At 38.2% G+C, this 25,538-nt stretch carries 25 protein-coding genes and 3 tRNA genes; 10 read left to right on the forward strand and 18 right to left on the reverse strand.

The window, feature by feature from the left end; all coding sequences use genetic code 11:
* Nucleotides 1-8: 8 nt before the first annotated feature.
* The 14 genes from CVT18_RS06105 to gmhB form a co-directional block, all read right to left on the reverse strand.
* A complete protein-coding gene (locus CVT18_RS06105) occupies nt 9-833 on the reverse strand; it encodes a pyridoxamine kinase (protein ID WP_103628288.1) in 825 nt (274 codons plus the stop codon).
* Nucleotides 834-1,700 carry a radical SAM protein gene (locus tag CVT18_RS06110; protein ID WP_103628305.1) on the reverse strand — a complete coding sequence of 289 codons (867 nt, stop codon included), beginning with the start codon at nt 1,698-1,700 and terminating at the stop codon, nt 834-836.
* Between the two features lie 46 nt (nt 1,701-1,746).
* A complete protein-coding gene (hemE, locus tag CVT18_RS06115; protein ID WP_107824336.1) occupies nt 1,747-2,769 on the reverse strand; it encodes a uroporphyrinogen decarboxylase in 1,023 nt (340 codons plus the stop codon).
* Nucleotides 2,770-2,861: 92 nt separating this feature from the next.
* Nucleotides 2,862-3,368 carry a YqhA family protein gene (locus tag CVT18_RS06120; protein WP_103628290.1) on the reverse strand — a complete coding sequence of 169 codons (507 nt, stop codon included), beginning with the start codon at nt 3,366-3,368 and terminating at the stop codon, nt 2,862-2,864.
* 16 nt (nt 3,369-3,384) lie between these two features.
* Complete coding sequence (locus CVT18_RS06125) at nt 3,385-4,410, reverse strand: aspartate-semialdehyde dehydrogenase (RefSeq protein WP_103628291.1); 1,026 nt, start codon at nt 4,408-4,410, stop codon at nt 3,385-3,387.
* Nucleotides 4,411-4,480: 70 nt separating this feature from the next.
* The gene (locus CVT18_RS06130; RefSeq protein WP_103628292.1) at nt 4,481-5,635 is read right to left on the reverse strand and encodes a sigma-54-dependent transcriptional regulator; all 1,155 of its coding nucleotides are present in this window, start codon (nt 5,633-5,635) and stop codon (nt 4,481-4,483) included.
* A gap of 11 nt (nt 5,636-5,646) precedes the next feature.
* Nucleotides 5,647-6,039 carry a hypothetical protein gene (locus tag CVT18_RS06135; RefSeq protein WP_103628293.1) on the reverse strand — a complete coding sequence of 131 codons (393 nt, stop codon included), beginning with the start codon at nt 6,037-6,039 and terminating at the stop codon, nt 5,647-5,649.
* Nucleotides 6,015-6,515 carry an LPP20 family lipoprotein gene (locus CVT18_RS06140; protein ID WP_103628294.1) on the reverse strand — a complete coding sequence of 167 codons (501 nt, stop codon included), beginning with the start codon at nt 6,513-6,515 and terminating at the stop codon, nt 6,015-6,017. The genes CVT18_RS06135 and CVT18_RS06140 overlap by 25 nt, the downstream gene beginning before the upstream one ends.
* Before the next feature lie 44 nt (nt 6,516-6,559).
* Nucleotides 6,560-9,181 (reverse strand): DNA gyrase subunit A, encoded by a 2,622-nt coding sequence (gene gyrA / locus CVT18_RS06145; RefSeq protein ID WP_107824337.1) that lies wholly within the window; start codon nt 9,179-9,181, stop codon nt 6,560-6,562.
* Between the two features lie 98 nt (nt 9,182-9,279).
* Complete coding sequence (locus CVT18_RS06150; RefSeq protein ID WP_103628296.1) at nt 9,280-9,675, reverse strand: SseB family protein; 396 nt, start codon at nt 9,673-9,675, stop codon at nt 9,280-9,282.
* A 1-nt stretch (nt 9,676) separates the two neighbouring features.
* The gene (gmhA, locus tag CVT18_RS06155; RefSeq protein WP_103628297.1) at nt 9,677-10,246 is read right to left on the reverse strand and encodes a D-sedoheptulose 7-phosphate isomerase; all 570 of its coding nucleotides are present in this window, start codon (nt 10,244-10,246) and stop codon (nt 9,677-9,679) included.
* On the reverse strand, nt 10,221-11,639 hold the full coding sequence (gene rfaE1 / locus CVT18_RS06160; RefSeq protein ID WP_107824338.1) for a D-glycero-beta-D-manno-heptose-7-phosphate kinase: 1,419 nt from the start codon (nt 11,637-11,639) through the stop codon (nt 10,221-10,223). The genes gmhA and rfaE1 overlap by 26 nt, the downstream gene beginning before the upstream one ends.
* Nucleotides 11,632-12,621 carry an ADP-glyceromanno-heptose 6-epimerase gene (gene rfaD, locus CVT18_RS06165; RefSeq protein WP_103628299.1) on the reverse strand — a complete coding sequence of 330 codons (990 nt, stop codon included), beginning with the start codon at nt 12,619-12,621 and terminating at the stop codon, nt 11,632-11,634. The genes rfaE1 and rfaD overlap by 8 nt, the downstream gene beginning before the upstream one ends.
* A complete protein-coding gene (gmhB, locus tag CVT18_RS06170; protein ID WP_103628300.1) occupies nt 12,618-13,133 on the reverse strand; it encodes a D-glycero-beta-D-manno-heptose 1,7-bisphosphate 7-phosphatase in 516 nt (171 codons plus the stop codon). Before gmhB ends, rfaD begins: the two co-directional genes overlap by 4 nt.
* 92 nt (nt 13,134-13,225) lie before the next feature.
* Here gmhB and CVT18_RS06175 point away from each other — a divergent pair, with 92 nt between their 5' ends.
* Together CVT18_RS06175 and CVT18_RS10665 are read left to right on the forward strand one after the other, a co-directional pair.
* Nucleotides 13,226-13,528, forward strand: a complete 303-nt coding sequence (locus CVT18_RS06175) for a c-type cytochrome (RefSeq protein ID WP_072594134.1) — start codon at nt 13,226-13,228, stop codon at nt 13,526-13,528.
* 456 nt (nt 13,529-13,984) lie between these two features.
* Nucleotides 13,985-14,107, forward strand: a complete 123-nt coding sequence (locus tag CVT18_RS10665) for a hypothetical protein (RefSeq protein WP_258032509.1) — start codon at nt 13,985-13,987, stop codon at nt 14,105-14,107.
* A 28-nt stretch (nt 14,108-14,135) separates the two neighbouring features.
* On the opposite strand, the gene CVT18_RS06185 is transcribed toward CVT18_RS10665, so the two are convergent.
* The 4 genes from CVT18_RS06185 to CVT18_RS06200 all read right to left on the reverse strand — a co-directional run bounded on the left by CVT18_RS06185 (nt 14,136) and on the right by CVT18_RS06200 (nt 18,959).
* A tRNA-Met gene (locus tag CVT18_RS06185) sits at nt 14,136-14,210 on the reverse strand.
* Nucleotides 14,211-14,236: 26 nt separating this feature from the next.
* Nucleotides 14,237-14,311, reverse strand: a tRNA-Gln gene (locus tag CVT18_RS06190).
* A 107-nt stretch (nt 14,312-14,418) separates the two neighbouring features.
* A complete protein-coding gene (locus CVT18_RS06195; protein ID WP_413784331.1) occupies nt 14,419-16,602 on the reverse strand; it encodes a DNA translocase FtsK 4TM domain-containing protein in 2,184 nt (727 codons plus the stop codon).
* Nucleotides 16,603-16,643: 41 nt separating this feature from the next.
* Nucleotides 16,644-18,959 (reverse strand): flagellin, encoded by a 2,316-nt coding sequence (locus tag CVT18_RS06200; RefSeq protein WP_103628744.1) that lies wholly within the window; start codon nt 18,957-18,959, stop codon nt 16,644-16,646.
* 138 nt (nt 18,960-19,097) lie between these two features.
* On the opposite strand from CVT18_RS06200, the gene CVT18_RS06205 reads away from it, so the two are divergent.
* The 8 genes from CVT18_RS06205 to CVT18_RS06240 all read left to right on the forward strand — a co-directional run bounded on the left by CVT18_RS06205 (nt 19,098) and on the right by CVT18_RS06240 (nt 25,418).
* Nucleotides 19,098-19,844, forward strand: a complete 747-nt coding sequence (locus CVT18_RS06205; RefSeq protein ID WP_103628745.1) for a YaaA family protein — start codon at nt 19,098-19,100, stop codon at nt 19,842-19,844.
* A gap of 124 nt (nt 19,845-19,968) precedes the next feature.
* Nucleotides 19,969-20,271, forward strand: coding sequence for an HU family DNA-binding protein (locus tag CVT18_RS06210; protein WP_012001719.1), 303 nt, complete (start codon nt 19,969-19,971; stop codon nt 20,269-20,271).
* 70 nt (nt 20,272-20,341) lie between these two features.
* Nucleotides 20,342-20,428, forward strand: a tRNA-Leu gene (locus CVT18_RS06215).
* 66 nt (nt 20,429-20,494) lie between these two features.
* A complete protein-coding gene (locus tag CVT18_RS06220; protein ID WP_107824340.1) occupies nt 20,495-22,264 on the forward strand; it encodes a response regulator in 1,770 nt (589 codons plus the stop codon).
* Between the two features lie 97 nt (nt 22,265-22,361).
* Nucleotides 22,362-23,267: an AEC family transporter gene (locus tag CVT18_RS06225; RefSeq protein WP_107824341.1), complete on the forward strand. Its 906-nt coding sequence runs from the start codon at nt 22,362-22,364 to the stop codon at nt 23,265-23,267.
* 62 nt (nt 23,268-23,329) lie between these two features.
* A complete protein-coding gene (locus tag CVT18_RS06230) occupies nt 23,330-23,584 on the forward strand; it encodes a pyruvate kinase (protein ID WP_103560287.1) in 255 nt (84 codons plus the stop codon).
* A gap of 9 nt (nt 23,585-23,593) precedes the next feature.
* Nucleotides 23,594-24,256: a response regulator transcription factor gene (locus CVT18_RS06235; RefSeq protein WP_107824342.1), complete on the forward strand. Its 663-nt coding sequence runs from the start codon at nt 23,594-23,596 to the stop codon at nt 24,254-24,256.
* Nucleotides 24,249-25,418 (forward strand): sensor histidine kinase, encoded by a 1,170-nt coding sequence (locus tag CVT18_RS06240; protein ID WP_107824343.1) that lies wholly within the window; start codon nt 24,249-24,251, stop codon nt 25,416-25,418. Before CVT18_RS06235 ends, CVT18_RS06240 begins: the two co-directional genes overlap by 8 nt.
* The last annotated feature ends 120 nt before the right edge of the window (nt 25,419-25,538 follow it).

Genomic DNA, 25,538 nt, shown 5'->3' on the forward strand with positions numbered 1-25,538 from the left:
TTGCCAGCCTATTTCGCAAGAGTGCCAAGCACCTTTTCAAACTGCACACCATACCATGTGCGGTTCTTATCTTTTAGCGTGACTTTAATGCTACTAAGCACAAAATTTGCTGCCTTTTTGATAGAATTTTGCATGCTTTCACCATTTATAAGTGAGCCAAAAAGCACAGAAGCAAATATATCTCCGGTTCCGCTCGTATGAAATGGCAAAAATTCGTGAAAATACTCTACTTTCTCTTTTGTCTTTGCGTCGTAAGCTATGATGCCGCATTCATTTTGCTTGTATCTAATGCCCTTTAGCACGATCTTTCTAGCTCCAAAACTAGCCAAGCTTTCAAGCAACTCTAAAATATAATCTTGCGTATAGTCACTGCCTAAAAACGGCATCCCGCACATAAAGCTTGCTTCAGTTATATTTGGCGTGATGACGTGAGCCTTTGTGCAAAGCTCACGCATTTTCATAACAAATTTTTCATCAAACCCATGATAGAGCTTGCCATTGTCGCCCATGCAAGGATCTACAAGTATTAGTGGAGCAGAGTCTCTAAACTCATTAAAAATTTTCTCTATCAGCTCAAGCTGGCTAAAGCTGCCTAAAAATCCAGTATAAATTCCATCAAATGCGATATTTTCTTTGTGCCATACTTGTGTTACCGCGTCAAATTCATCAGTCAGATCACGAAATGTGAAATTTTTAAAGCCAGTATGAGTCGAAAGCAGCGCAGTAGGCAATATGCACGCCTCAATGCCTTGAGCGCTAATTATCGGAAGCGCGACGGTAAGGGAACATTTGCCAACACACGAGATATCTTGTATTGTAAGGATTCTTTTCATTTATGCTCTTAGTTTGTAAAATTTTACTCCAGCAACATCGGCTAGATAAACCATATCTTGTTGCAAGAGCTTGTTTAAAATTTGCTTTGAGTGTTCTGAGAAATTTTCTTCAACATTTGCGATAGTTTGCGGACGACGTTTCAGCATTTCTAAAATTTCATCCTCACTAAAGTTATATTTTTGCTCTATCTTGTGAGTTTTGACGATATTAACTGGCACGCCACTTATCTGCTCGGCTAACTCCTCTAACTTTTTAGCGTCTACGCCATTTACATTATAGGCTGGTGGGCGATCTACCGTACCAATATCTACTCGGTGTGGAGCTATCTCATTTATCGCCACATTAAGTGCTTCAAACTCACTTTTTTTATCATTAAAGCCAGCTACGACTAAAATTTCAAGCACAAGCTCGCCCTTAAATTCCTTACGAAATTTAGCCATTGCTTTTATAAGTTCATTTACTTCTATGCCGCTTTTGTTGCGGTCTATCTTTTTAAAAGTACTTTGCACCGCGCTATCCAGGCTAAATTTCACTATATCAAGCCCACTTAGCGCTTCACAAATTTTTGGATCACGCACGCCTGAGCCATTACTCAAAATAAGTGTTTTTGAACTGCCTTTTAGCTTATTTATCTCGTTAATTAGCTCTTGCAAGTATGGGTAAAGAGTTGGTTCGCCATTTGCTGTAAGTGTAATAACATCGATGTTTTGATGAGTACGCAAGGCATCTTTTAAAGCCACTAAAATTTCTTCAACACTTGGCGGATCTTGTATCGCGTTGACTGTTTTTGCGCCACTTAGCTCACAATAAACACAGTCAAAATTACATGATTTTTGCTTAGGGCTTAGATCTATGCCAAGACTCATGCCAAAACGGCGTGAATTTATCGGACCAAAGACGATGCAAGGCTTATTACCTTGCACTTTTTGTTTGCACCTGTTTTATGAAATATTTTGCATTTTTAACTGGCACATCTGGTAAGATTCCGTGACCGAGGTTAAAAATATGAGGCACGCCTTTCATTGTACTTAAAATTTTATCCACACCTTCATCTATCGCCTTTTTGCTATAAAGTCTAGTTGGCTCCATATTGCCTTGAAGGACGTATCTTGGGCTAAGTTTTGCTTTGGCTAGCTCGATCGGTGTACTCCAATCAACGCCAAAAACATCAAAGTTTCCTGAAATTTTATCCAGATAGCCACTTATTCCTTTTGGGAAAACGATGACTGGAATTTCTGGAAACTCAGCCTTAACGTTATCAACTATCTTGTTTATGTAGTTAAATCCAAACTCAAAATAAGCCTGCTCTTCAAGCGCAGCCGCCCAGCTGTCAAAAATTTGCACTGCATTTACACCAGCTTTTATCTGCTCTTTGACATATAAAATAAGAGCTTGCGTCACTTTTTCTAAGATTTGATGTAGGAATTCTGGATTTTCATAGAGCATTTTTTTGCAGATCGCATAGTTTTTGCTGCCGCCACCCTCTATCATATATGTAGCTATCGTCCACGGAGCGCCGCAAAAGCCAATGAGCGCCTTATCTTTGGCTAAATTTTCACGTGTTAGTTTGATCGTATCATAGACATATGCTAAATTTTTTACCGACTTTTCGATACTAAGTGCATCAAGTGCGGCTTGATCACGCAAAGGCTTTGTAAAAACAGGCCCCTCACCTTTTTCAAAACGCAGATCCATACCCATTTCAAGTGGCACGACAAGGATGTCGCTAAATAAAATTGCCGCATCAACACCAAGGATTTCAACTGGTTGAAGCGTGACTTCGCTAGCCTTTTTGTAGTCTTTGCAAAGCGATAAAAAATCCCCTGCTTGCGCACGTACTCGCATATACTCTGGCAAATATCTACCAGCTTGGCGCATCATCCAAACAGGCGTATAAGGGGTAGGTTTTTTAAGACAAGCGTCTATAAAAATCATTAAATTTCCTTTAAATTTTTAAAGGGATATTACCTAAAAATAGCTAAAGAAAAGATGTAGGAGAAATTTTAAGCGTAAAAACGCTTAAAATTTTAGTGATCTCCCTTGTGGAGGAAGTAAAGTCCAAGGCAAAGTGCTAGGATAGAAGCCGCAAGATATGCCATCTCAAGCGGTGTTGTAAATTTTGCATGAAGCACTCTTTGGAAGAAATTTACGATTAAAACCATGACGATCACTTTGCCAAGCTTGTCTTTTAGCTCATCAAGTGAATGCACTTCAAGCACCTTGCTCTGCTTTGACTGCTTTAACTGTGTGATCTCCGAGATGAAAAGCTCGTAAATTCCGAAGCTAAATATATAAAGAACAAGCGCCATCAAGTATAGATCGATCGCTCCAACAATCTCGCCAACGACTTCTGAGTGGAAATTTTCAACGTGAAAATCTGCGGCAAAGAAATATTTATAAACCTCTAAAAGTACCTTGCCGACGTCGTAACTTGCGATGATAAAAAGTACGATCGCACCTAAAAGTCCAAAAACTACTGGAAAAAGTGTAAAGCTGTTGCTTGCAAGCAAAATTTTTTCAAATATCTTACGCAATAAAAATCCTTTTTATTTACTCTTGCATCGCGATCCACTTTTGCGCGATCCTGACAGCATTTGTAGCAGCCCCTACGCGGATCTGATCGGCACTACACCAAAGGTGAAGCACATTAGGTCTGTAGTTATCGACCCTTATCCTACCAACATAAGTCTCATTTGTGTCGCTTGAGATGATAGGCATCGGATACTCTTTATTTGCTGGATTATCGACTACTACGATACTTGGAGCTTTACTCAAAATTTCTCTTGCTGCATCTGCACTCACATTTTTATCAAAATGAATAGTGATCGCCTCAGAGTGACTTCTAAGCACTGGCACACGTACGCATGTTGCGCTCACTTCGATATCTTTGTGAAGAATTTTTTGTGTTTCATTGACCATTTTCATCTCTTCTTTTGTATAGTCATTGTCCAAAAATACGTCAATATGCGGGATCACGTTTAGTGCTAGGCGGTGTGCAAATACCTTTGGCTCGCACTCATCGAGTTTAAACTCAAAGAATTTTTGCATCTGAATGACAAGCTCTTCCATGCCCTCTTTGCCAGCACCACTTGCCGCTTGGTATGTAGAAACGTCGACTCTGTTGATGCCAAAAGCATCATTTAATGGCTTTAAAATTTGCACCATTTGAATGGTTGAGCAGTTTGGATTTGCGATGATACCGCGATTTTTCCATAGTGCGATATCGCTTGGGTTGCACTCAGGTACGACTAGTGGAATATCTTTATCCATCCTAAAATGGCTTGTATTATCTATTACGACAGCACCGCTATCAGCTGCAAATTTGGCAAATTTCTCTGAGACTGAACCGCCCGCACTAAAAAAAGCAATATCTATCTCATGCTCGCTAAAAACCTTTTCGGTTAGCTCTTTTACTTTGTAATATTTGCCATTAAATTCGATCTCGCTACCAGCACTTTTTGCACTAGCAAGCGGCAAAAGCTCTCCAACTGGGAAATCAACCTCCTTCATAACTCTAAAAAGCTCTTCGCCGACCGCTCCAGTAGCACCAACGACCGCTACGTTAAATTTTCTCATCTGCTCTCCTTGGTTTCTTTTAATTTTCTTAATTTGCATAATTTTACTAGCCAAAAACTTAAATTTTTACCTATTTTTTACTTCTTGCTTGCAAAAATAGATCTTTTGGCAAAATTTCATCGCCCTCGCTTAGTATCGCTGCACGCTGCACGACCGAGATGAGCTCTCTTATGTTGCCTGGATAGTCGTAGCCCAAAAGCTCCTCTTTGGCTGCTTTTGAGAAATTTTTAGCCTCAAAGCCATACTCTTTGCAGCATTTGTCCAAAGCATCCTGCGCGATAGGCAAAATTTCATCCTTTCGCTCGCGAAGTGGCGGGATGAAAAGCGGGATCGTGTTTAGGCGGTAGAAAAGATCCTCTCTAAACCTGCCCTCTTTCATCGCAAGCTCTAAATTTGAATTTGTAGCGCAGATAATGCGAACGTCTATCTTTTCGCTCTTTGTAGCACCAAGCCGTGTTATCTCGCGCTCCTGCAAGGCACGAAGCAATTTTGGCTGTAAATTTATAGGCATCTCGCCGATCTCATCTAAAAATAGCGTTCCGCCATTTGCCAGCTCAAACTGCCCTTTTTTGGTAGTCGCTGCGTCGGTAAATGCGCCTTTTTCAAAGCCAAAAAGCTCACTTTCTATCAAATTTTCAGGGATTGCTGCCATATTTAAAGCGACAAACGCAGCGTCTTTTCTAGGTGAGTTTGCGTGGATAAATTTAGCAAAGACCTCTTTGCCAACGCCGCTTTCGCCACTAAGCATTATTGAAGCGTCAGTCCTTGCGGCTTTTAGCGCGATATTTAGCGTGGCTTCTAGCGCCTTTGAAGTGGCTAAAAAGCTGTTATTTTTGCTTTTTGTTTCTATTTTTTTTATAGTTTTTGGAGTTTTTTGCTTAAGAAGCTCGACCCTTTTTATCGCTTCATATAGCGTCGAGACGTCAAACGGCTTGGTTAAAAAGTCCTTCACGCCAAGCCTAACGCTCTCGATCGCCTTATTAAGCGTGGCGTTTCCAGTCATTATGATGACATCAAATTTGCCGTTTAGCTCTTTAATAAACTCAAGTCCGTCCATCTTTGGCATGTTTATGTCGGTGATTATTAGATCAGTGTCTTCACCTAGCTTTTTTAGAGCCTCAACTGCACTTTTATAGCTCTTGATGTTTAGCTCTTCATACTCGCCAAGTGCGATCTCAAGCGACTTTCGCATATTGATGTCATCTTCTACTATGACGATATTCATTTGATCTCTTTTTATTGAAGTGTGCCGATGATAGCGGATTTTGGCTTAAATTCCACCATAAATCTAACTGGCAAAATTTTCAAATTTGAAGCGTTTGTGACCTGTGCATTTTTGACATTAAGCTCATTTTTTATCATCACTTTTTTTAAGGCAAAGCAGTCAAAAATTTCATCTTTGTGTAAATTTAAAAAGCCAAGAGTTGTGGTGTTTTCATCTTTAAAAGCATCTATCTGGCAAAGAAATTTTGGTTTTGGATTTGATGTTAAAGTCATCGCCTTTGAAAATGAAATTTCCTCAAAGGCAACTATTTGGTTTTTTGTATCGACCTTCGCCCAGAAGATAAACTCCTCCAGGCAAAAGGCGAAATTTAAAAGTATTGTTAGTAAGAAAAGACTTCTCGCCACTTATCTTCGTCTATCTTAAGCTCCATATTTACCTTATAAAGCCCGTCTTTGAAATTTTCATTCACGATCCTTGCATTTTTGACAAGACCTTGAACCTTTGAAGTGATAGATGAATCATTTAGCATCGCGTCTCTTACGGTATCTTCAGCGTTGATCTTTACGCCATAAAGCTTACCAGCAAGCTGAGAATAAGCATCAGCCATCGCCGCTCTTTTTGCAAGAGTGACCGACTGAGCGTACGAGAGCGAATTTAGCGGAGCTATGCCCTCGCCTGTGGCTCTAAAAGTGGTCTCTCTTGGAGCACTATCATATATCATCTTCTCTTTTTTCATCACCTCTCTAAGATCGTCTTTATCGACCTTTTGGATGACTACGTTGCGGTTTGATGTGTTAGTTGGCTCGCCCATAAAGCCGTTAAATGAGCAACCGCCAAAAATAGCAACCATCAAAGCAAAAGATAAAATTTTAACCTTCATAAACAACCTTTTTTATGCTTCTATTTAAAATTTAGTAGCAAAATTTATTCCAAAAGCCCCATATCTTCGCTTGGTGCTTCTTCCTCGTCCTCACCATCATCTGCCTTAGGGCATCTTGCAATACTTACAACATCATCGCCATCGACATTTACAACGATCACACCACTTGTGTTACGTCCTGCTTTGCGGATGGTTTGCATATCAACTCTGATCATCTTGCCACTTGATGTTAGAGCCATTAGATCTTGCTCTTCATCAACCATCACAACACCGATCAGATCGCCTGTTCTGCTTGTTAGCTTCATGCAAATGACACCTTTGCCACCGCGATTTGTCAAGCGGTACTCATCAGCGGTTGTGCGCTTGCCGATACCTTTTTGAGATATGCTTAAAATTTCTTGATCATTGCTTTCGATGACTGCTGCGCCTACGACCTCATCGCCTAGCTCTTTAAATTTGATGCCAGTTACGCCGCGTGCAGTTCTTCCCATTTGGCGAACCTTACTAATCTTAAATTTAAGACACATACCTTTTTTAGTCACTACAAATAGCATTGTCTCATCGCCTGAGTTTGCGTCTTCTTCGGCGTTTGCATTGTCTTCGTCGATCTCGTTTTGTATCTCTTCTATCTCAAGTACTTCAGTCTCAACGCTTAGCTCATTCTCAGGGTCAGTTACTGGCATATCATCATATGTTTGAGCAATGAGCGCAGTTACTAGCTCGTCGTTCTCATCAAGACTGATCGCTCTTACGCCAACAGAGCGGATGTTTTTAAACTCGCTTAAATTTGTGCGTTTTACGATGCCGTTTTTAGTGAAAAACGCTAGCGATTTGCTCTCGTCAAAGTCAGTCGTTGGGATGATCGCTTTAATCTTCTCATCAGGCTGCAGCTGGATCAAATTTACAACTGCTTTGCCTTTTGCTGTGCGGCTTCCTTCTGGGATCTTATAGACTTTTAGCCAGTATAGCTGTCCGCGGTCTGTCACAAACATAAGCGTATCGTGGGTATTTGAAGTAAAGAAGCTCTCTATAAAGTCATCATCGTATGTCGTGACCGCTACTTTGCCCTTGCCACCACGTTTTTGCTTCTCGTACTGCTTGCTTGGCACACGCTTGATGTAGCCGCGGTGAGTTATGGTTACGACCATATTTTCATTTGGTATGAGGTCTTCGATGTCGATATCATCGTAGTCATCGACGATCTCTGTCACTCTTGGTACTTTAAATTTATTTTTTATCTCAAGAAGCTCTTCTTTGATCAAATTTTCAAGCAATGTCTCACTCTTTAAAATTTCATCAAGTCTTGCGATCTCAGCCATAAGCTCGGCTAGCTCGGTCTCTAGTTTTTCTCTCTCTAGGCCTGTAAGCTTGCTTAGGCGCATATCAAGGATAGCGTTTGCTTGAAGCTCTGAGAGGTTAAATTTACTCATCAAGCCTTCTCTAGCAACCGATGTATCAGCACTATTTCTAATAAGCTCGATCACCTCGTCAATATTATCAAGTGCGATCTTTAGACCCTCTAAGATGTGGGCTCTTGCACGCGCTTTTTCAAGCTCAAATATCGTTCTTCTAATGATAACTGTTTTTCTGTGATTTAAAAATAGCTTAAGCAGCTCAATAAGGTTAAATACCTTTGGCTCTTTGTTATTAATAGCAAGCATAATAACGCCAAAAGTGCTCTCCATCGTGGTTGATTTAAATAGGTTGTTTAGCACGATGTCGCTCATAGCGTCGCGTTTTAGCTCAATAACTACACGGATGCCGTCCTTATCAGACTCATCTCTAACCTCGCTAATGCCCTCTATCTGCTTATCTTTTACAAGCTCGGCGATCTGCTCAATGAGCCTTGCTTTGTTTGTTTGATAAGGCAGCTCGTCGATTACTATGACATCTTTGTTTGGCTTTTTTTCTATGTGAGTTTTAGCTCTTAGTTTGACTCTGCCACGACCTGTACGGTAGGCCTCTATTATGCCTTTTTTACCAAAGATGATACCACCTGTTGGGAAGTCTGGACCTTTAATAAATTCCATCACCTCTTCAAGTGTAGCCTCTTTGTTTTCAAGAAGGAGCAAAAGACCATCTATAAGCTCATCAAGGCTGTGTGGTGGGATATTTGTCGCCATACCGACCGCAATACCGCTTGAGCCGTTTAATAATAAATTTGGCACACGGCTTGGAAGTACATCTGGTTCAACCTCTCTATCATCGTAGTTTGGCACAAAATCAACCGTGTCTTTGTCGATATCTTTTAAAAGCTCTTCGGTAAGCATTGTCATTCTAGCTTCGGTATAACGCATCGCAGCTGCGCTGTCGCCATCTATTGAACCAAAGTTTCCTTGCCCGTCAACGACTGGATAACGCATAGAAAATTTCTGAGCCATACGAACAAGTGCGTCATAAACCGCTATGTCGCCGTGCGGGTGATACTTACCGATGACTTCACCGACGATACGAGCTGACTTCATATAGGCACTTCTGCTACCAACGCCAAGATTGTCCATAGCGTATAAAATTCTTCTATGAACTGGCTTTAATCCGTCTCTAGCGTCAGGCAAAGCACGTCCGACGATGACGCTCATGGAGTAGTCAAGATAGCTAGTTTTTATAGACTCTTCGATATCAACAGATGCGATATCTTGAGTTAATTCAAGTAGATTGTCTTTCATTTTTTTCCTTAAATTTAGCTTGGCTGATTTTAGCTTAAAATTAATAAAAACTTGCTAAATAGCAAATCAGCGACTTTGGCAATAGAGCGATAAAAATTTTAGTCTAAAATTTTTACTATCTGCTCTTTTTTAAGAATAAAATCGTAGCTAAAGGCATCTATTACGACTCCAGCGTAGCTACTCTCTTTTAGCATAGCTAGATACTCTTTTATCCCTATCTCAATGCTCTCTTGCTCGCTATCGTTTCGCCAAAGCTTCATCGCCTCTTTGCTAGTAAATGCTGGAAAATAGCTAAGCTTCTCGCCCTCATCTTCAAGCAGGATAAATTTGATATTTGAGCCCTCTTCTTCATAAACCACACCACCATCAGGCTTTGCGAGTGCTTGGTTTAAGAGTACCGGAGCAAAAAAACTAGCCTTTTTCAAAGCTGCTATCAAATTTATCTCATTTTGCTGACTAGGATCATTTAAAAATTTATCCATCACTTCTTGCATTTTAGCCCCTAAAAACCTCATCTACGGCCTGACAGATCGTATGTATAAAAAAGATGTGCGACTCTTGGATCCTTGCGGTATCGCTTGAGCTAACGACTAAATTTAGATCACATCCTTCATTCATCGCACCACCGCCTTTACCGCTAAGTCCAAGTACTGCAACGCCCATTTTTTTAGCACTTTTTATCGCTTCAAGGACGTTTTTGCTGTTGCCACTTGTTGAGATCGCCACGAGCAAGTCGCCCTCCTGCGCCAAAGCCTCAAACTGGCGTGAAAAAACATAGTCAAAGCCGTAGTCATTGCCAATGGCCGTAAGTGCCGAAGTGTCAGTAGTTAACGCGATGCCAGGTAGTGGCTGGCGCTCGCTTTTATATCTGCCAGTTAGCTCGGCTGCAAAGTGTTGAGCGTCCGCTGCAGAGCCGCCGTTGCCACATATTAGCACCTTTTTGCCATTTTTTAGCGTATCAGCTACCATCTGGCAAGCACACTCTAGGCTACCTAGCAAATTTACATGCTCGCTAAAGATCTTTTGGTGAGCCTCGAGCTCATTTTTTATCATTGTTTTTAGCATCTTTTATCCTTTTTATTATCCCTGTTGTGCTTTTGCCCTCGACAAAGTCAATCAGCCTGACCTCTTTTACGATCTCGCTACCAACGACCTCTTTATCTTTATAATCAGCCCCTTTTACAAGCACGTCCGGCTTTATCTTTGTTATCAAATTTAATGGCGTATCCTCGTCAAATATCACGACATAATCGACAAACCCAAGCCCACTTAGCACGCAGGCTCTATCATCTTGCGAGTTTATAGGTCTCGCCTCGCCTTTTAGCCTCTTAACTGAAGCGTCAGAATTTAGCCCAACGACCAAAAGATCGCCAAGCTCTCTTGCACGGGCTAGGTATTTTACGTGTCCAGCGTGCAAGATATCAAAGCAGCCATTTGTGAAAACGACCTTTTTCTTGCCCTTTTGGCTCAAAATTTCTTCTAACTCCTCAACGCTTTTAAGCTTATGCTCGAAATTTGCCCCAAATGAGCTATTTAGCAGCTGCTCGATCTCGCTAAAGCTAGCCGTTGCGCTACCTATCTTTGCCACGACGACGGCTGCAGCGAGGTTTGCTATCTTTATCGCCTCTTTTATGTCAGCACCAGTTGCTAGCATATAGCCAAGTGTAGCTAGCACCGTATCCCCGGCACCTGTGACGTCAAAGACCTCTTTTGCTTTAGCGGCAAAGATGTGCAGCCTGTCGTCATATAGCGCGATGCCCTCTTCTGAGATCGTGATGATCGAATAGGTCAAATTTAGCTCGTCTTTTAGCTGTTTTATCGCCTTTTCAAGCTCGGTCTTGTCTTTTATCTTTAAATTTGTAGCCTCGCTCGCCTCTTTTTTATTTGGCGTTAGAAGGGTCGCGTTTTTATACTTTGAGTAGTCACTGCCTTTTGGGTCAATAAGAACTGGGATATTTAGTCTCACGCACTCGTTTATGATCTCTTGGCAGACCTTTTCGCTAAGCACGCCTTTACCGTAGTCGCTTAACAAGACGGCCTTGAAATTTGCAAGATTTTCTTTGACTTTTAAGACGAGCTCATCTTCTAAATTTATCTTGACAACGCTCTCTTTATCAATCCTGACAACTTGCTGGTGGGATGCCATGATACGGCTTTTTATCGAGCTTTCACGCCCTTTTTCGGTGAGTATGAGCTCATCTTTTACATTTAGCTCAGCAAGTCTCTCTTTTATCTTTTTGCCAGCCTCATCATCTCCTAAGACGCTAGCCACGCTCACATTTGCGCCAAGAGAGAGTAAATTTCTCACCACGTTGCCAGCGCCACCAAGCGTGTAGGTTTCATTGTTTATCTTTACAACCTGCACTGGCGCTTCAGGCGAGATACGGTCGCAGCTACCCCAGATATAGTGGTCCAGCATGAGATCGCCGACGACTAAAATTTTAACTCTCTTAGCCATTTATCTCTTCCTTGTAAATTCTCTTTATTTCTGGCAAGTAGTCTTTTATCGCTTCTTCCAAGCTCCAAGTCGCACTAAAGCCAAATGCCTCGCGAGCTGGGGCTACGTCGGCCTCGGTGTGAAACTGATATGAGCCAATAAATGGATTTTTTATGTATTCGTTGCCTAAATTTACACCGATCTCTCGCTGCAAGATGTCAGCAATATCTTGAAAGCTTCTTGCTTTGCCAGTAGCTGCGTTATAGACGCCACTTGGTGCATCAAGCGCTTTTATGTTTGCATCAATAATATCTTTTATGTAAACAAAGTCTCTTTTGATCTGGTCGCTACCTTCAAAGAGTCTTGGGGTCTTGCCAGCTAAAATTTGCAGACCAAACTGAAGTACCATCGAGGCAGTTTTATTTTTGAAAAACTCGCCCTTGCCAAAGACATTAAAATACCTCAGCCCAACCACGCTTACACCGCGTTTTGCATAAATTTTATTGATATTATCCATGCTAAGTTTGCTAAAGCCGTAAACGTTATTTGGTGCTTCGCACTCGCCGACGGTTTGTGGACTCTTTGCGTTGCCATAAGTGGCGCCTGAGCTTGCGTAGATCATCTTTGCGCCCAAACTCTCGCAAATATCGAGCAAATTTACAAAGGCGTTTACATTTGTTTTTATTAGCTCATCTTGCTCTTTTACGGTCGTATCTGAGATCGCTGCCTCGTGGTAGATGACGTCTGGAGCAAAGTTTTTTATCTTTTCAAGTGTGCTGCGATCGTTAATGTCGCCAGCGTAAATTTCACCCCTAAAGCCAAGTAAATTTTTAAAATGGCCAAAGCTTTTTAGGTTGCCGTTGCTAAATGTCTCATCGTTTCTAAATTTATCCACGACAAGCACGTGAGCATCTTTAAAATTTTCATCAAAATAATGCGCCAGCGCCGAGCCTATAAAGCCAGCGCCGCCAGTTATAACTATCTTTTTTCCATTTAAATTCATAGTGATTTTTCCTTTTTTAGCTTATTTAAAACATCTCTTACATCTTTAAAATTTATCCCATCAAGCAAGAAATTTCTACCAACACCTGCTCTTTTGCCGGCCTCGACGTCACTTGGTTTATCGCCTATCATGAGCGAGTTTTTAGGGTTTATGTTAAAATCTTTGCAGGCATCAAGTATCATCTTTGGATTTGGTTTTCTACAAGCGCAATCCGCCTCTGGAGCGTGTGGACAAAAGTAGACTTTAGTGATAAAAATTTGCTCTTTTTTAAAGCTTTCTAGCATAAATTTATTTAGAGCATCAAACTGCTCCTGCGTGTAGTAGCCCCTGCCGATGCCTGATTGATTTGTCACGACAAAGAGCTTATAGCCAGCCCCAGCAAATTCTCTTAACGCATCAAAAATGCCATCGATAAATTTAAAATCTTTTATCTCGTAAACATATCCAGCATCTTCGTTTATTACGCCGTCTCGATCCAGAAAAAGTGCTTTAATAGGCTTATTTTTATTCATTTGGTGATTATAGCCAAAATATTTTAACTAGCTTCTTGCGAATTTACCTTTTTGTACTATAATGCATAAACTTTTTTTACAAAGGATGAAAAATGAAAAAATTACTAATTGTTTCTAGCGTTGCGGCTCTACTTTCAACTGCTGCCTTTGCTGCAGATGGTGCTGCTATCTACAAAAAATGCATCGCCTGTCATGGTGCAAAAGCTGAAAAAATGTTTAATAATAAAGTTCCAGCTTTAACATCTCTTGATGCAGCAGCTATCGAAGAGGCACTAAAGGGTTATAAAACAGGAGCAAATAAATTTGGTCTTGGCGCTATGATGAAACCAATCGCTACTCCAATGAGCGACGAAGATGCGAAAGCAGTAGCTGAATACATCCAAACTTTAAAATAATAATTAGGGGCATTCGCCCCTCCTGCATTTTTAAATTTATACTAATAATCCATAAAACATATAGTAGATAGGAATTTCTCTTTTTATATTTAAAAGTTATGAAACCTTTTTTTACTAATCTTTCTTTTTACATATTAAAACAAAACTATTCTAGTCTTCAAAGCCATAAAACAACGCTTAGAGATAGCTAAGAGCGTAAGTAAAATAGAGGCTCGTAAACTCTTTACTGAAACAAAAGACGACCAAGTGCTTCGTATGACATACTACTGGGTATCTCAAGGGGCTTATGATAACTGCAAAGACCTACCCTTAAACAAGTGCCCCATAACTCATCTAAACCACGATATAGCAAATCGTATGTGGTGGGCTGTAAGAAACCATCTATGATATAAGGGAGAAAACAACACTCACGGATTATACGTATTACGCCATACAGTGGCTTCTAGGTTAGTGAGCTTGAAGGGATTTAATGCTCATAAACTGATGGCTTTTATGGGTCATACAGATATCAAAAGTAGCTTACACTACGTTCATCTCAATGTTGATGATATACGTGATGGCACGGGGGTTGGCGTTTAGTTTTTAAATGATAAAGATACGAGGCATTTGGTTGCGGAGGACGGATTTGAACCGCCGACCTTCGGGTTATGAGCCCGACGAGCTACCACTGCTCTACTCCGCGATAAGTATTATTTTGGATTTAAAAAGTGGATGGGGTAAGAGGATTCGAACCTCTGAATGACTGGACCAAAACCAGTTGCCTTACCGCTTGGCGATACCCCAATGTTTTTAAGAGTTGTAATTATATAGATTTTAATGTGCTTTGTCAAGACTTTTTAGAATTTTAATAAAAATTAAAATTCTAAAATTAAAATAATTTATGACTTTAGCTATAAAATTTCTCTTTGTCCTTTTGCATTCACTGGACTTAAAACACCCATTTTCTCCATTTGCTCTATTATGTTTGCAGCTTTGTTGTACCCTATTTTTAAACGCCTTTGCAGATAACTGATCGACGTTTTTTGCTCACTTAAAATGATCTCTTTGGCCTCTTCGTAAAGTTCATCAAGTTCATCTTCTCCTAGAGGACCAGCAGCCACGCTTCCGCTTGTACCTTCTTCTATTAAAAATTTCTCGTCATAAACTACATCTTGTTGCTCTTTTAAGAAATTTACAACCGTTTCTATCTCTTTTTCGCTAGCAAATGGTGCATGTAACCTTATCACACCAGGGCTTCCTGGAGGTGTAAATAACATATCTCCACGTCCGAGCAAGCTCTCAGCTCCCATTTGATCCAAGATAACCTTACTATCGATCCTCTGCCCTACTCTATAGCTTATCCTGCTTGGTAAATTTGCCTTTATAAGGCCAGTCACGACATCGACACTTGGGCGCTGGGTTGCCACTATCAAGTGTATACCGCTAGCTCTTGCCATCTGTGCTAGGCGGCCTATATAAAGCTCCACATCCTTGCCACTAGTCATCATCAGATCAGCAAGCTCATCGATGATCACAACGATATACGGGAACTGCTCGCCGCCCTCCTCTTTCATCTTTTCATTGTAGCTCTCTATATTTTTCGTACGAGTTTGGCTCATTATCTTATATCTTCGCTCCATCTCAGCGACCATATTTGCAAGTGCAGTGATCGCCTTTTTAGCCTCTGTGATAACCGGTGTCAAAAGGTGCGGGATATCGTTATATATGCTAAATTCAAGCATCTTTGGATCTATCATCATTAGGCGCAAAGTTTGTGGGCTATTTCTATAAAGTAAGCTTAAAAGCATCGCGTTTATACCCACACTTTTGCCAGATCCTGTAGTTCCAGCGATTAGCAAATGAGGTAGTTTTTTAAGGTCAGTCACAAAAGGAGCACCAACGATATCTTTGCCAAGCGCCATAGTCAGCGGGCTACTTGCATTTTTAAAGACTTCGCTCTCTAAAATTTCTTTTAGGTATATAGTTTCTAAGTTTTGATTTGGTACCTCGATGCCTACCACATCTTTACCAGGGATCGGCGCTTGAATACGGATCGTTTGAGCCTTTAGTGCCATCGCTAGGTCATCTTGAAGTGTTAAAATTTTACTTACCTTGATATGTGGAGCTGGACGAAACTCAAATGTCGTGACGATAGGCCCAGTATAAGTTCTAACCACATCGCCGTCTATTTTAAACTTACGAAGTTTATCAAGCAAATTAGAAATTTGCTGATCGATTTCCGTTTCATTTACGCTGTGCGAGCGTTTTGGCGGATCGTTTAAAAATTTAAGCGGTGGTAAGACAAAATTCTTTGGCTTTTCGACATTGCCTCGTTCTATTTGATCAAGCAGCTTCTTGTTTTCAGCCACTTCGTTTAAAATTTCAACTCCATTTATAGTTGAGGCCCTGCTCTCTTTTTCTGACTCAGACTCTAGCTCTTCATCTAAACTCTGTTCATCATCATTTAGTACCTGAGCTTCGATAAGCTCTTCTTCTTTTATACCTTCAGATTTTGACCTCTTGCGTTCTATCTTTGGGATTTGTCTTGGTTTTATATCCTTTAAATTTTTACTCGCCTCGTAGCTTTTTGGCTCTCTATCGACAAAAGCCTTTCTTAAAACAATGATAAAATTTTCCCTAAAAGCAAGCCCAAGCGAGATAATAAACATCATAAGTATAGCAACCGCAGTGCCGATAGAGCCGATCACCTCTTTTAAGGCACTAACTATGAAATTTCCAATTATACCGCCATTTACACTTGAAGCACTCAAGGCTTGAAACATCAAAAAAGCTACAAAAAAGAGGAAAATTCCTACTAAAAACTGAGCAAAATCAAAATCAAATTTCTTAAAATTTTTATAGACAAAATAGCCCAAAATGATCAATAAAAATGGATAAACATACGCAATAAGTCCAAAATATTTGATATTTAAAACACCAAGACCTTGTCCAAGCGAGCCAACAAAATCAGCAGTTGGAGCAGCTGTAGCGATACCAAAATATATAAAAATGCAAACAAAAATTGTAAATAAGATATGTCGTAAAATTTTAGATCCTTTATAAAAAAGGCTTATTATAGCACGCTTGAGTTTAATTTTAAAAAATCAGCAAGCTAGGTGGCCTGCTGATTTAAATTTTAATTTAAATAATTTAGCAAGCTTAGTTGATTTATCTTTGCACTTGCTTGTAGGGTTGCTTGATAAGATAGTGAAAGCTGCGTAAATTTCAAATATGACTCCGCATAGTCTGCGTCAATTACATCATTTTTAACAGTTTGCACATTCACTTTCATTACTTCGGCTCGCTCTTTTGTAGCAGTTAAAAGTCTTGATTGAGAGCCGATCTTTGTAAGCTCTTTATTTGCATGATCTATTAAATGATCAAGCCTTTGTAATGCACCTTGCATACCAGTATTTCGTGGATCATTACTATTTGCATCAGCTCTATAATATCCCTTTCTAACAGCCTCAATCATATTATCAAGGTCTTGAAAAACGCTCGTACTTGGCTCATCAATAGTTAAAGCATTATTTTCGTTAAAGCTAAAGACAGAACCCTTTCCTTGAGGGTGGCCAGCATTACCAGCCGTATCTCTACCAGTGCTATCGCCATCAAATTTATCGCTATTTTTTGCATCATGCATAGTTACTTCTATGTTTGTTACTGATTTTGTCTTATCAGTTAAAACCATTCTGCCTTTATCATCTAAAGTTGTCTCTACCGCGCCCTTTGTTTTTGATAAAGCCTCTTTATAGGCATTATAGTTTTGATCTCTTTTTACTTTTTCTATATCTGTATCAAAATTTGCGTTTTCTGCATGTGGAGGGTTTGGAATATTATCGCTTGCTGCCATAGCAACGATATCCATGAGCTGTCTATAAGTAAAATCGCTAGCGTAAGTTCTGTAACTTCCAAACTCATCTGAGTTATAAACTGTTAAAGTTCTAGTTGCAGAAGGTGTGCCACCTGGTGGTGTAGATGTTATGTCAAATTGCACTGGAGTATTTGTACCCCCTGCTGTGCCCATTTTTACCTTTATGTCATATTTTGTGCCAGTGATTGACTTTACTTGTAAATTTATCTCTTGGTTGTCGATATTAAAAAGCTCTCTCTTTCTAGCATCGACATCTTTTGGATATAAATTTCTATCGTAGCTCTCTTTTGTACCAGAAACTTCGCTTAGCTTTGTCTGATCTGTTGCATATTCGCCCGTTCTTCTAGCTACTTGAGGTAAATTTGCGATTAGCTCATTATCTTTTCTTTCAAATCTAACCTTGTCATAGTCAAATGCATTTGTCGCATTTCCATCTTTATCGGTATATTTGCTCTTTACAAACTCAGTGATATGAACCGTTTTTGGAACGTTATTTGCCATAGTTTCAAGATCTTCAAGAGAATTTACCGTATCAAGCGCATTGTTTTGAGCGATTGCACCACGATTTGGTGCTACTGACGTGGCTGCAACCATATGAAAGTCAATAGTTTGATTACCTTTAGTAAGATCTTTTATATTAAATTGTCCATCGTTATTTATGCTTACATCAACAACTTTTGTTGTTTTTGTATTGCCAAATTCCATGCCGATTTTTTCCATAAGCCCAGCCATTGTTGTATTTGCACTCATCTTAAATTTGCTAGTAAATGTCGTGCCGTCTGGCTTTTTGCCTTGCATGAAAAAATATGTATCTGGAAAATTTACATTTGAATTATCTAAAAAATCATAATCCGGATTTATTGTGCCATTGTAAGAGCCGTCACTTCTAACCACTGAATCACTAGCGTAATTTAGTCCGATCATATTTTTTATCTTGCTGTTATCGTTTAGAAATTTTGGTGCATAAGAGATGTCGGTTCTAGTTTGATCAGCTAAACGAACATTTGTGGTCAAAATTTTACTGTAATCGCCATCTTTTCCTAAAAATAGATCATACCCTGGGATATTATAAGGAAGCTCAACCTGAGCACCAGCTGATGTTTTCATATAATCACGGTTGCCTTGATACTTTCCTGCACCATCTATTGGCTTTGTATCAACAGCGCTTCCAGAAAACAAAAACTGCCCATTAACCGAAGTGTTTGCAATATTTACAAGGTGATTTTTTATACCTTGAAGGTCATTTGCCAAAGCCTCTAGCGATGTCTTACTATGCACACTGCTAGCTGCTTGGACTACTTTTGTCTTAAAATTTTCAAGCTGTTTTTCAAACTCTTGTAATGCATTATCTGTATTTTTTGAGAAATTTACAGATTTACCAGTGGCATCAACTACTTGAGTGAGGGTAGTTGCTTCATAATCAAGCCTCATCGCATCATTATAAGTCGCAGCACCATCGTATGGATCTTGAATTTTCAAACCATTTGAGAGCTGCTTGTAGCTTTTATTTACACCAGTCATATTTTTTTGGTAGTCATGCAAAGTCTGACTAAAACGTAGTTGGTTTGTTATTCTCATAATTTTTTCCTAAATTTTTATTCACTCTAAGCAAAAATGATTCCGCTTGTTTTTATATCGGTAAAAATTTGATTTTTTTTAGCATAAAAAGTTTATTGTATAATCCAACAAATTTTATATATAAAATAGGTAAGAAAAATGGCATTAAAAATTCTCTTTTCTCCAAGCGAAAGTAAAATTTCTATAAATACGAATAATAAATTTAATGGTAAGGATTTGATATTTCCAGAGCTTTTTGACAAAAGAGTTGAAATTTTAAACAGATACGATGAGTTTTTAAAAAACGCAAATTTAGACGAGATAAAAAAGCTTTTTGGACTAAAAGAGCTTGAAGAGAGCAAGCAGTTGCGAGAAAGCCTATCTCAAAAAGGCAGCATAAAAGCCATCTTAAGATATGATGGCGTAGCTTATAAACATCTAAACTATCGTGGTTTAGACAATGAGGCGCAAAAATATATAGATAATAATGTTTTAATATTTTCAAATTTATTTGGGCCTATCTTAGCAAAAGATGAGATACCAGAGTACAAACTAAAACAAGGTGAAAAGCTAGATGGCTTTGAAATTTCAAAATTTTATGAAAAAAATTTTAGTAAAGCGGTTAATGATTTTTTGCAAAATGATGAGATTTTAGACCTTAGAGCTAAGTTTTATGAAAAATTTTACACTATAAAAAAAGAATACATAACTTTTTGTTTTGTAAAAAATAAAAAAATAGTGAGTCATCACGTAAAAGCATATAGAGGCGAAGTCTTGCGCCAGATAGCAAATAAACTTATAAAAAATAAAAATGAACTAATGAGCTTAAATTTTAAAAATTTAAGGCTTATTGATATGAAAAAGATTGGGCTAAAGACCGAGCTTACGTTTGAAATTTGCGAGTAAATCTTTAAAAAAAATGCATTTTTTGTTAAAAAAACGTAAAAAAGAGCTAAATTTAGGGAAAAAGTATTGTATTTTTTTTTAAAAGAGTGTAATATAGCCACATAACTTCTTAAAAGGATGGTTCATGAAAAAAGCTGAATTTATTCAAGCTGTTGCCGATAAGGCTGGTCTTTCAAAAAAAGATACTCTAAAAGTTGTTGATGCTACTTTGGAGACAATCCAAGCAGTTCTTGAAAAAGGCGATACAATTAGCTTTATAGGCTTTGGTACTTTCGGTACTGCTGACAGAGCTGCAAGAAAAGCTAGAGTTCCTGGAACTAAAAAAGTTATCGACGTTCCTGCTAGCAAAGCAGTTAAATTCAAAGTTGGCAAAAAACTTAAAGAAGCAGTTGCTGCTGGTGCTGCTAAAAAAGGTAAAAAGAAATAATTTCTTTTTAGGGGAGCAACTCTCCCCCTTTTTTTCTCTCACATAAAATTTAATTTCAATTTTTACTTTAGCCCGAGTGGTGAAACTGGTAGACGCGCCAGACTCAAAATCTGGTAAGGGCAACCTTGTGTCGGTTCGAGTCCGACCTCGGGCACCATTATTTACCTAAATAATTTCTAAATTTATCCGATATTATCTGCAACATCTTTAAAAAGGATTTTAGATGAATATTGCATCGTTAAAATATAACTTTATAAATTTAAAAGATTTAGAAAATCCTACAGAAATGCTCCATGCCTTTAAGGATAAACAAGGTTTAGAGATAAATAACGACCAAATTTTAAGTCTAAAAGAAAGCATAAAGGCAAGCAAAGTTATAAATGTCACTGATGCCGAGATCAAAGAGCAAAATAGGCACAAAATCCTACAAAAAGTAGAAGAAATTTTAAATAACTACTCAAAAAATCTCATCTACAGCAACAATAAAATCCACTCCGATGAGCTTTCCAAAGGCTATCATTTTAGTGAAAATTCCTACTTTAAAAATATAAAAGCTTCAGATAGCAGCAGCATGCTATCTACACTAAAAAGTGGATACCTAAAAAATACAAAATTTAAAAATTTAAACGATTACGCTTATTCAAACACTCTAAAAACAAAATATGGAGAAGTAGAAGTATTTTTAGATATTTACGGCGATAGCGACAAACTTGGCACTACAAAATTAGAAAACAATAGCTATCTTTTTAGCTTTGATAGTAATAACGACGGCGCGCTAGACCAAAAAGATATACTCTTTGATAAGCTAAAAGTAAGGGGTTATGACAAAGACGGAAATGAAAAAATAGCAAATTTAAGCGATGTGATGCCAAGGGTCGATCTTAGGCAGTTTATCAGCACAAATGTCATAAATCACAACCGAATAGAAAGAGAAGAGCTAAATCGTAAAGCAACGATCACAAATAATCCCGATCTTTACGTAGATACAAAAGATATTGATTATAGACACTCTTACTACGCCTCAGATCCAAATACTTTGTTCGCTGCAGAAAACAGATATGAAAAGATAGAGAAAAATGATATAAATAATTTCTTTAAAAAATATGCCCAAAATGACGGCTGGGTCGATCTAAGACACAATAATATCTTTGGCAAAGATAGCTCTTTTAAAAATTTTGCCTATCTTAAAGTGGGTTTTGATGATACTGCAAGACTAAGCGAGTTTAATCCGATCATTGAACCAAGCAAAGATTACAAAAAAGATGAAAATTTCTCATATACAAAATTTCAAAAAGATAGTTTTATGAAATTTTACAAAGATTATAACGCTGAGTTTGTCGCATACAACAAAATGATAGAAAATCTTGGCAATAATTTAAAGAAATTTGAAGAGAATGCGGATGCTTATATATCAAAGCTTGAGAAGACAAAATCAGCCAAAATGATCGCGATGGAAAATGAATTTAAGCAAGCAACTGGACTTGAGTTTAGTTTCTCAAATTTAAAAAAAGTAAAAAAGGCTTTTATAACAAATGAAGCCACAGCTGCCGCATCTTTGCAAGATAGCGATAGCGTCATAGCTATGAAGCTAAACAAAGATGGCACTATAAGGTTAAAATTTGATAGTGGTAGAGAGATAGACGTAAAAGAGCTTTATAACGATACTGGCAAGCTAAATACATCAAGTGAGCTAAAAACTAGCATAAATTTAGAGGCAAAAAAGATGAGTAATGTGCAGCTAAATAGCTTGGATTTTAAAGATATTGGCTTCATGCAAAGTGATAAAATCGTAAGCCTAAAAGATGCTGGAGCGATCGCTATTGCCAATCTATCTAATAAATTTGAGAGTAAATTTTTAATCAGTCTAAATAATGGCAAAAGCATATCTACAAGAGAAATTTACAATATCAGCTATCTTGAGAATGATTTAAAGAGCAAAGAAAAGATAGATGAGAGAGATAAATTTTATAAAAGGGTTGATATTAAGGCATAAATTTTGAGAGCAAATTTTAAAAAAGGTTTATTGTAATTTAATCTTATGGGTCCTATAATCAATTTTCCGTAAAAATTTAGATTTAAAAGAGAATGCTATGAACTTCACTCCACTTTTTGCAATTTTTTTCATAATCGCAACTGGTTTTTTTGCTAAAAAAGTCGGCATTGTTGAGCAAAAGCACTCGATCCCATTTGTGGATTTTGTCCTTTGTTTTGCAATGCCTGCGCTAATTTTCGACAAAATTTATCACGTAAACGTCGATGTTTCGCTCATAAATACAATTTTAATTGGCTTTGGCTCAACAGCTATCAGCGCTGTCATGGCATTGGTGCTTGGTAAGATTTTTAAATTTACTAAAGTAACAACTGTTAGTATGGTCATGCTAAGCCTTTTTGGTAATACCCTATTTGTCGGTATGCCTGTCATTCAGGGCTTCTTTGGTGATGCGATGGTAAATGAAGTCATCTTTTACGATCAAATAGCCACTGGTATCCCGCTTTCGATCCTTGGGCCACTTATTCTCTCTTTTGCTGCACCAGAGAAGGTTTCACTATTTCAAAATACGATGAAAATTTTAAAATTTCCGCCATTTATCGCGCTTATTATGGCTCTTATCTTAAAAGAAGTACCTTTGCCTGATTTTATCTTTGCTCCACTTAGGATGTTTGAAGGTAGCGTTACTCCGGTGGCACTTTTTGCGATTGGTGTTGGTCTTAACTTTGGCAGTATCACAAGCACATACAAAGGCGTTAGCGTCGTGCTTTTATGCAAGATGATCTTGCCAGCTATCATATTTTTCATCATACTAAAATTTTCAGGTATCCAAATGAATAGAACATGGGTAGTTGGTCTCTTTCAATGTGCAATGCCAACATCAGCCCTTGCAAGTGCAATGATCATAAAAGCTGGGCTTGATAGCTCATTAGCCATTTCATCAGTGGCCATTGGAGTGCTATTTTCATTTATCACGCTTCCAGTTATATATTTTGTATTTGCGTAAATTCACACTCACTTAACACTAAAGAGATAGTATTTCATCATATTTCATTTAAAGGAGACGTTATGAAGAAATTACTGCTAGTTGCACTTGGTGCTATGTTTATGCTTGGTGGTCTTGCAAATGCTACTGAAATGATGAAAAAAGATGACATGGGCAAAGACGAGATGATGAAGAAAGAGCAGATGATGAAAGATGACATGGCTAAAAAACCCATGGTAAAAAAAGATGAGATGAAAAAAGACGACATGGGCATGAAAGATGAAATGAAGAAAGACGACATGGGTATGAAAAAAGACGAAATGAAAAAAGGTATGTAAAGGTGCTTGATGGTTAGAATTTTGCTCGTTGAAGATGATGAAATTTTACTTGATCTCATCAGTGAGTATCTAAGCGAAAATGGATATGAGGTCACTACTTCAGATAATGCCAAAGAAGCGCTTGATCTCGCCTACGAACAAAATTTTGACCTGCTTATACTTGACGTCAAAATCCCACAAGGAGATGGCTTTTCACTTCTTTCTTCCTTAAGAGAGCTAGGTGTTAGCGCACCTAGCATCTTTACCACCTCGCTAAATACCATTGATGATCTTGAAAAAGGCTACAAAAGTGGCTGCGACGACTATCTAAAAAAGCCATTTGAGCTAAAAGAACTACTCATACGTATACAAGCACTTCTAAAGAGAAATTTCTCACATCACAGTGGAGATGCGATCAAAATTTCAAGCGATTTTAGCTTTCATCCGCAGAGCAAAACACTAAGCAAAGATGGCAAAAATGTAAATATCTCGATTAAAGAGAGCGACCTACTCGCCCTATTTTTGCAAAACAAAGGCAAAATTTTAACTAAAGATGAGATTTTTAATAAAATTTGGAAATTTGACGAGGAGCCAAGCGAGCTTAGCCTTCGTGTCTATATCAAGAATTTACGCCAAATTTTAGGCAAAGATACCATATTAAATAGGCGTGGGGACGGCTATGTCTATGTCTGAAAAGACGCAAATTTTATTTAAAATTTTATCCCTCTATCTTGTTAGCACTGTGCTATTTTTAGGATATTTTTTCATACATGACTATAAAAACAAAAAAGAAGCGCTCATTTTAAACGAGGTGAAGTCTTTAAAAGAGATAAAAATGGGCATTTACATGAAAGCTAGAATGAATGGACTTGATTCAATTTCAAGTCTAACAAAAGAGAAAGGCGTACATGCTTGCATCGTGCTAAAAAATGGTGAGAAAATTTACAAAGACTTTGACTGCCAAAAAATCGACAAAAGCAAAAATGTAAATTTGATCGGCGGCAAGGTCGCGATATTTGAAAAGATCCAGTACATGGACGACAACACTACAGACGAGCTCTCACACGCAGATATTTTTCTAGTTGGTAAAGATATCAAGGCTGAAATTTTATCTTTACAAATTTCAACCACGCTAAAGGCGCTCTTTTTCTTTTTTGCCCTGCTCTTTGTCGCCTTTTATCTCGCAAAACTAAGCCTAAGACCGCTTTATGAAAAGATAGATACGCTAAACCGCTTTATAAAAGACTCAACACACGAGATAAACACGCCTCTAAGCGTCATCTCGATGAGCATAGAAACGGCCGATCTTGACAACCTAAATGAGCGAAATTTAAAGCGTTTTAATAATATCAGCCTTGCCGCAAAGAGCCTAAATAACATTTATGACGCACTCGTTCATCTAAGCTTTAACCTAGATAAGCCTAGCAAAAAAGAGCTCATAGATCTAAATTTACTAACCACACAAAGACTGAACTATTTCTCGCCATTTTTTGCAAAACGCGGGCTTAAGATAGAGGCTAGTTTAAAGCCTAGCTTCATAAACGCAGACCTTGAAGATATGAGCAAAATTTTAGACAACCTCTTAAGTAACGCCTCAAAATATGCATCATCAAATTCAAAAGTTCGCATCATTTTAGAGCCAAATTTCTTTAGCATAACTAATCTAGGTCACGGTATCAGCAAGGAGCAACAGATGCAAATTTTTGATCGCTACACGAGATTTAACGACGATCAGGGTGGCTTTGGCATAGGACTAAGCTTGGTTAAGAGTTGCTGCATAAAAAATGGTATAGATGTAAAGTGTCAAAGTGAGCTTGGTAAAGAAACTACTTTTTCGCTTTCTTGGAAAGACTAAAACCAAAATTTCTAATATTAGATAATAAATTTTATTAAAAAAAAATAATTTATAGCAAAAATTTATTTTTGATAAACTTTATTAGTATTATAATCCTTCTACAAAATCTTAATCAAGGAG

The sequence above is a fragment of the Campylobacter concisus genome, assembly GCF_003048405.1.
Classification (GTDB): Bacteria; Campylobacterota; Campylobacteria; order Campylobacterales; family Campylobacteraceae; genus Campylobacter_A; species Campylobacter_A concisus_Q.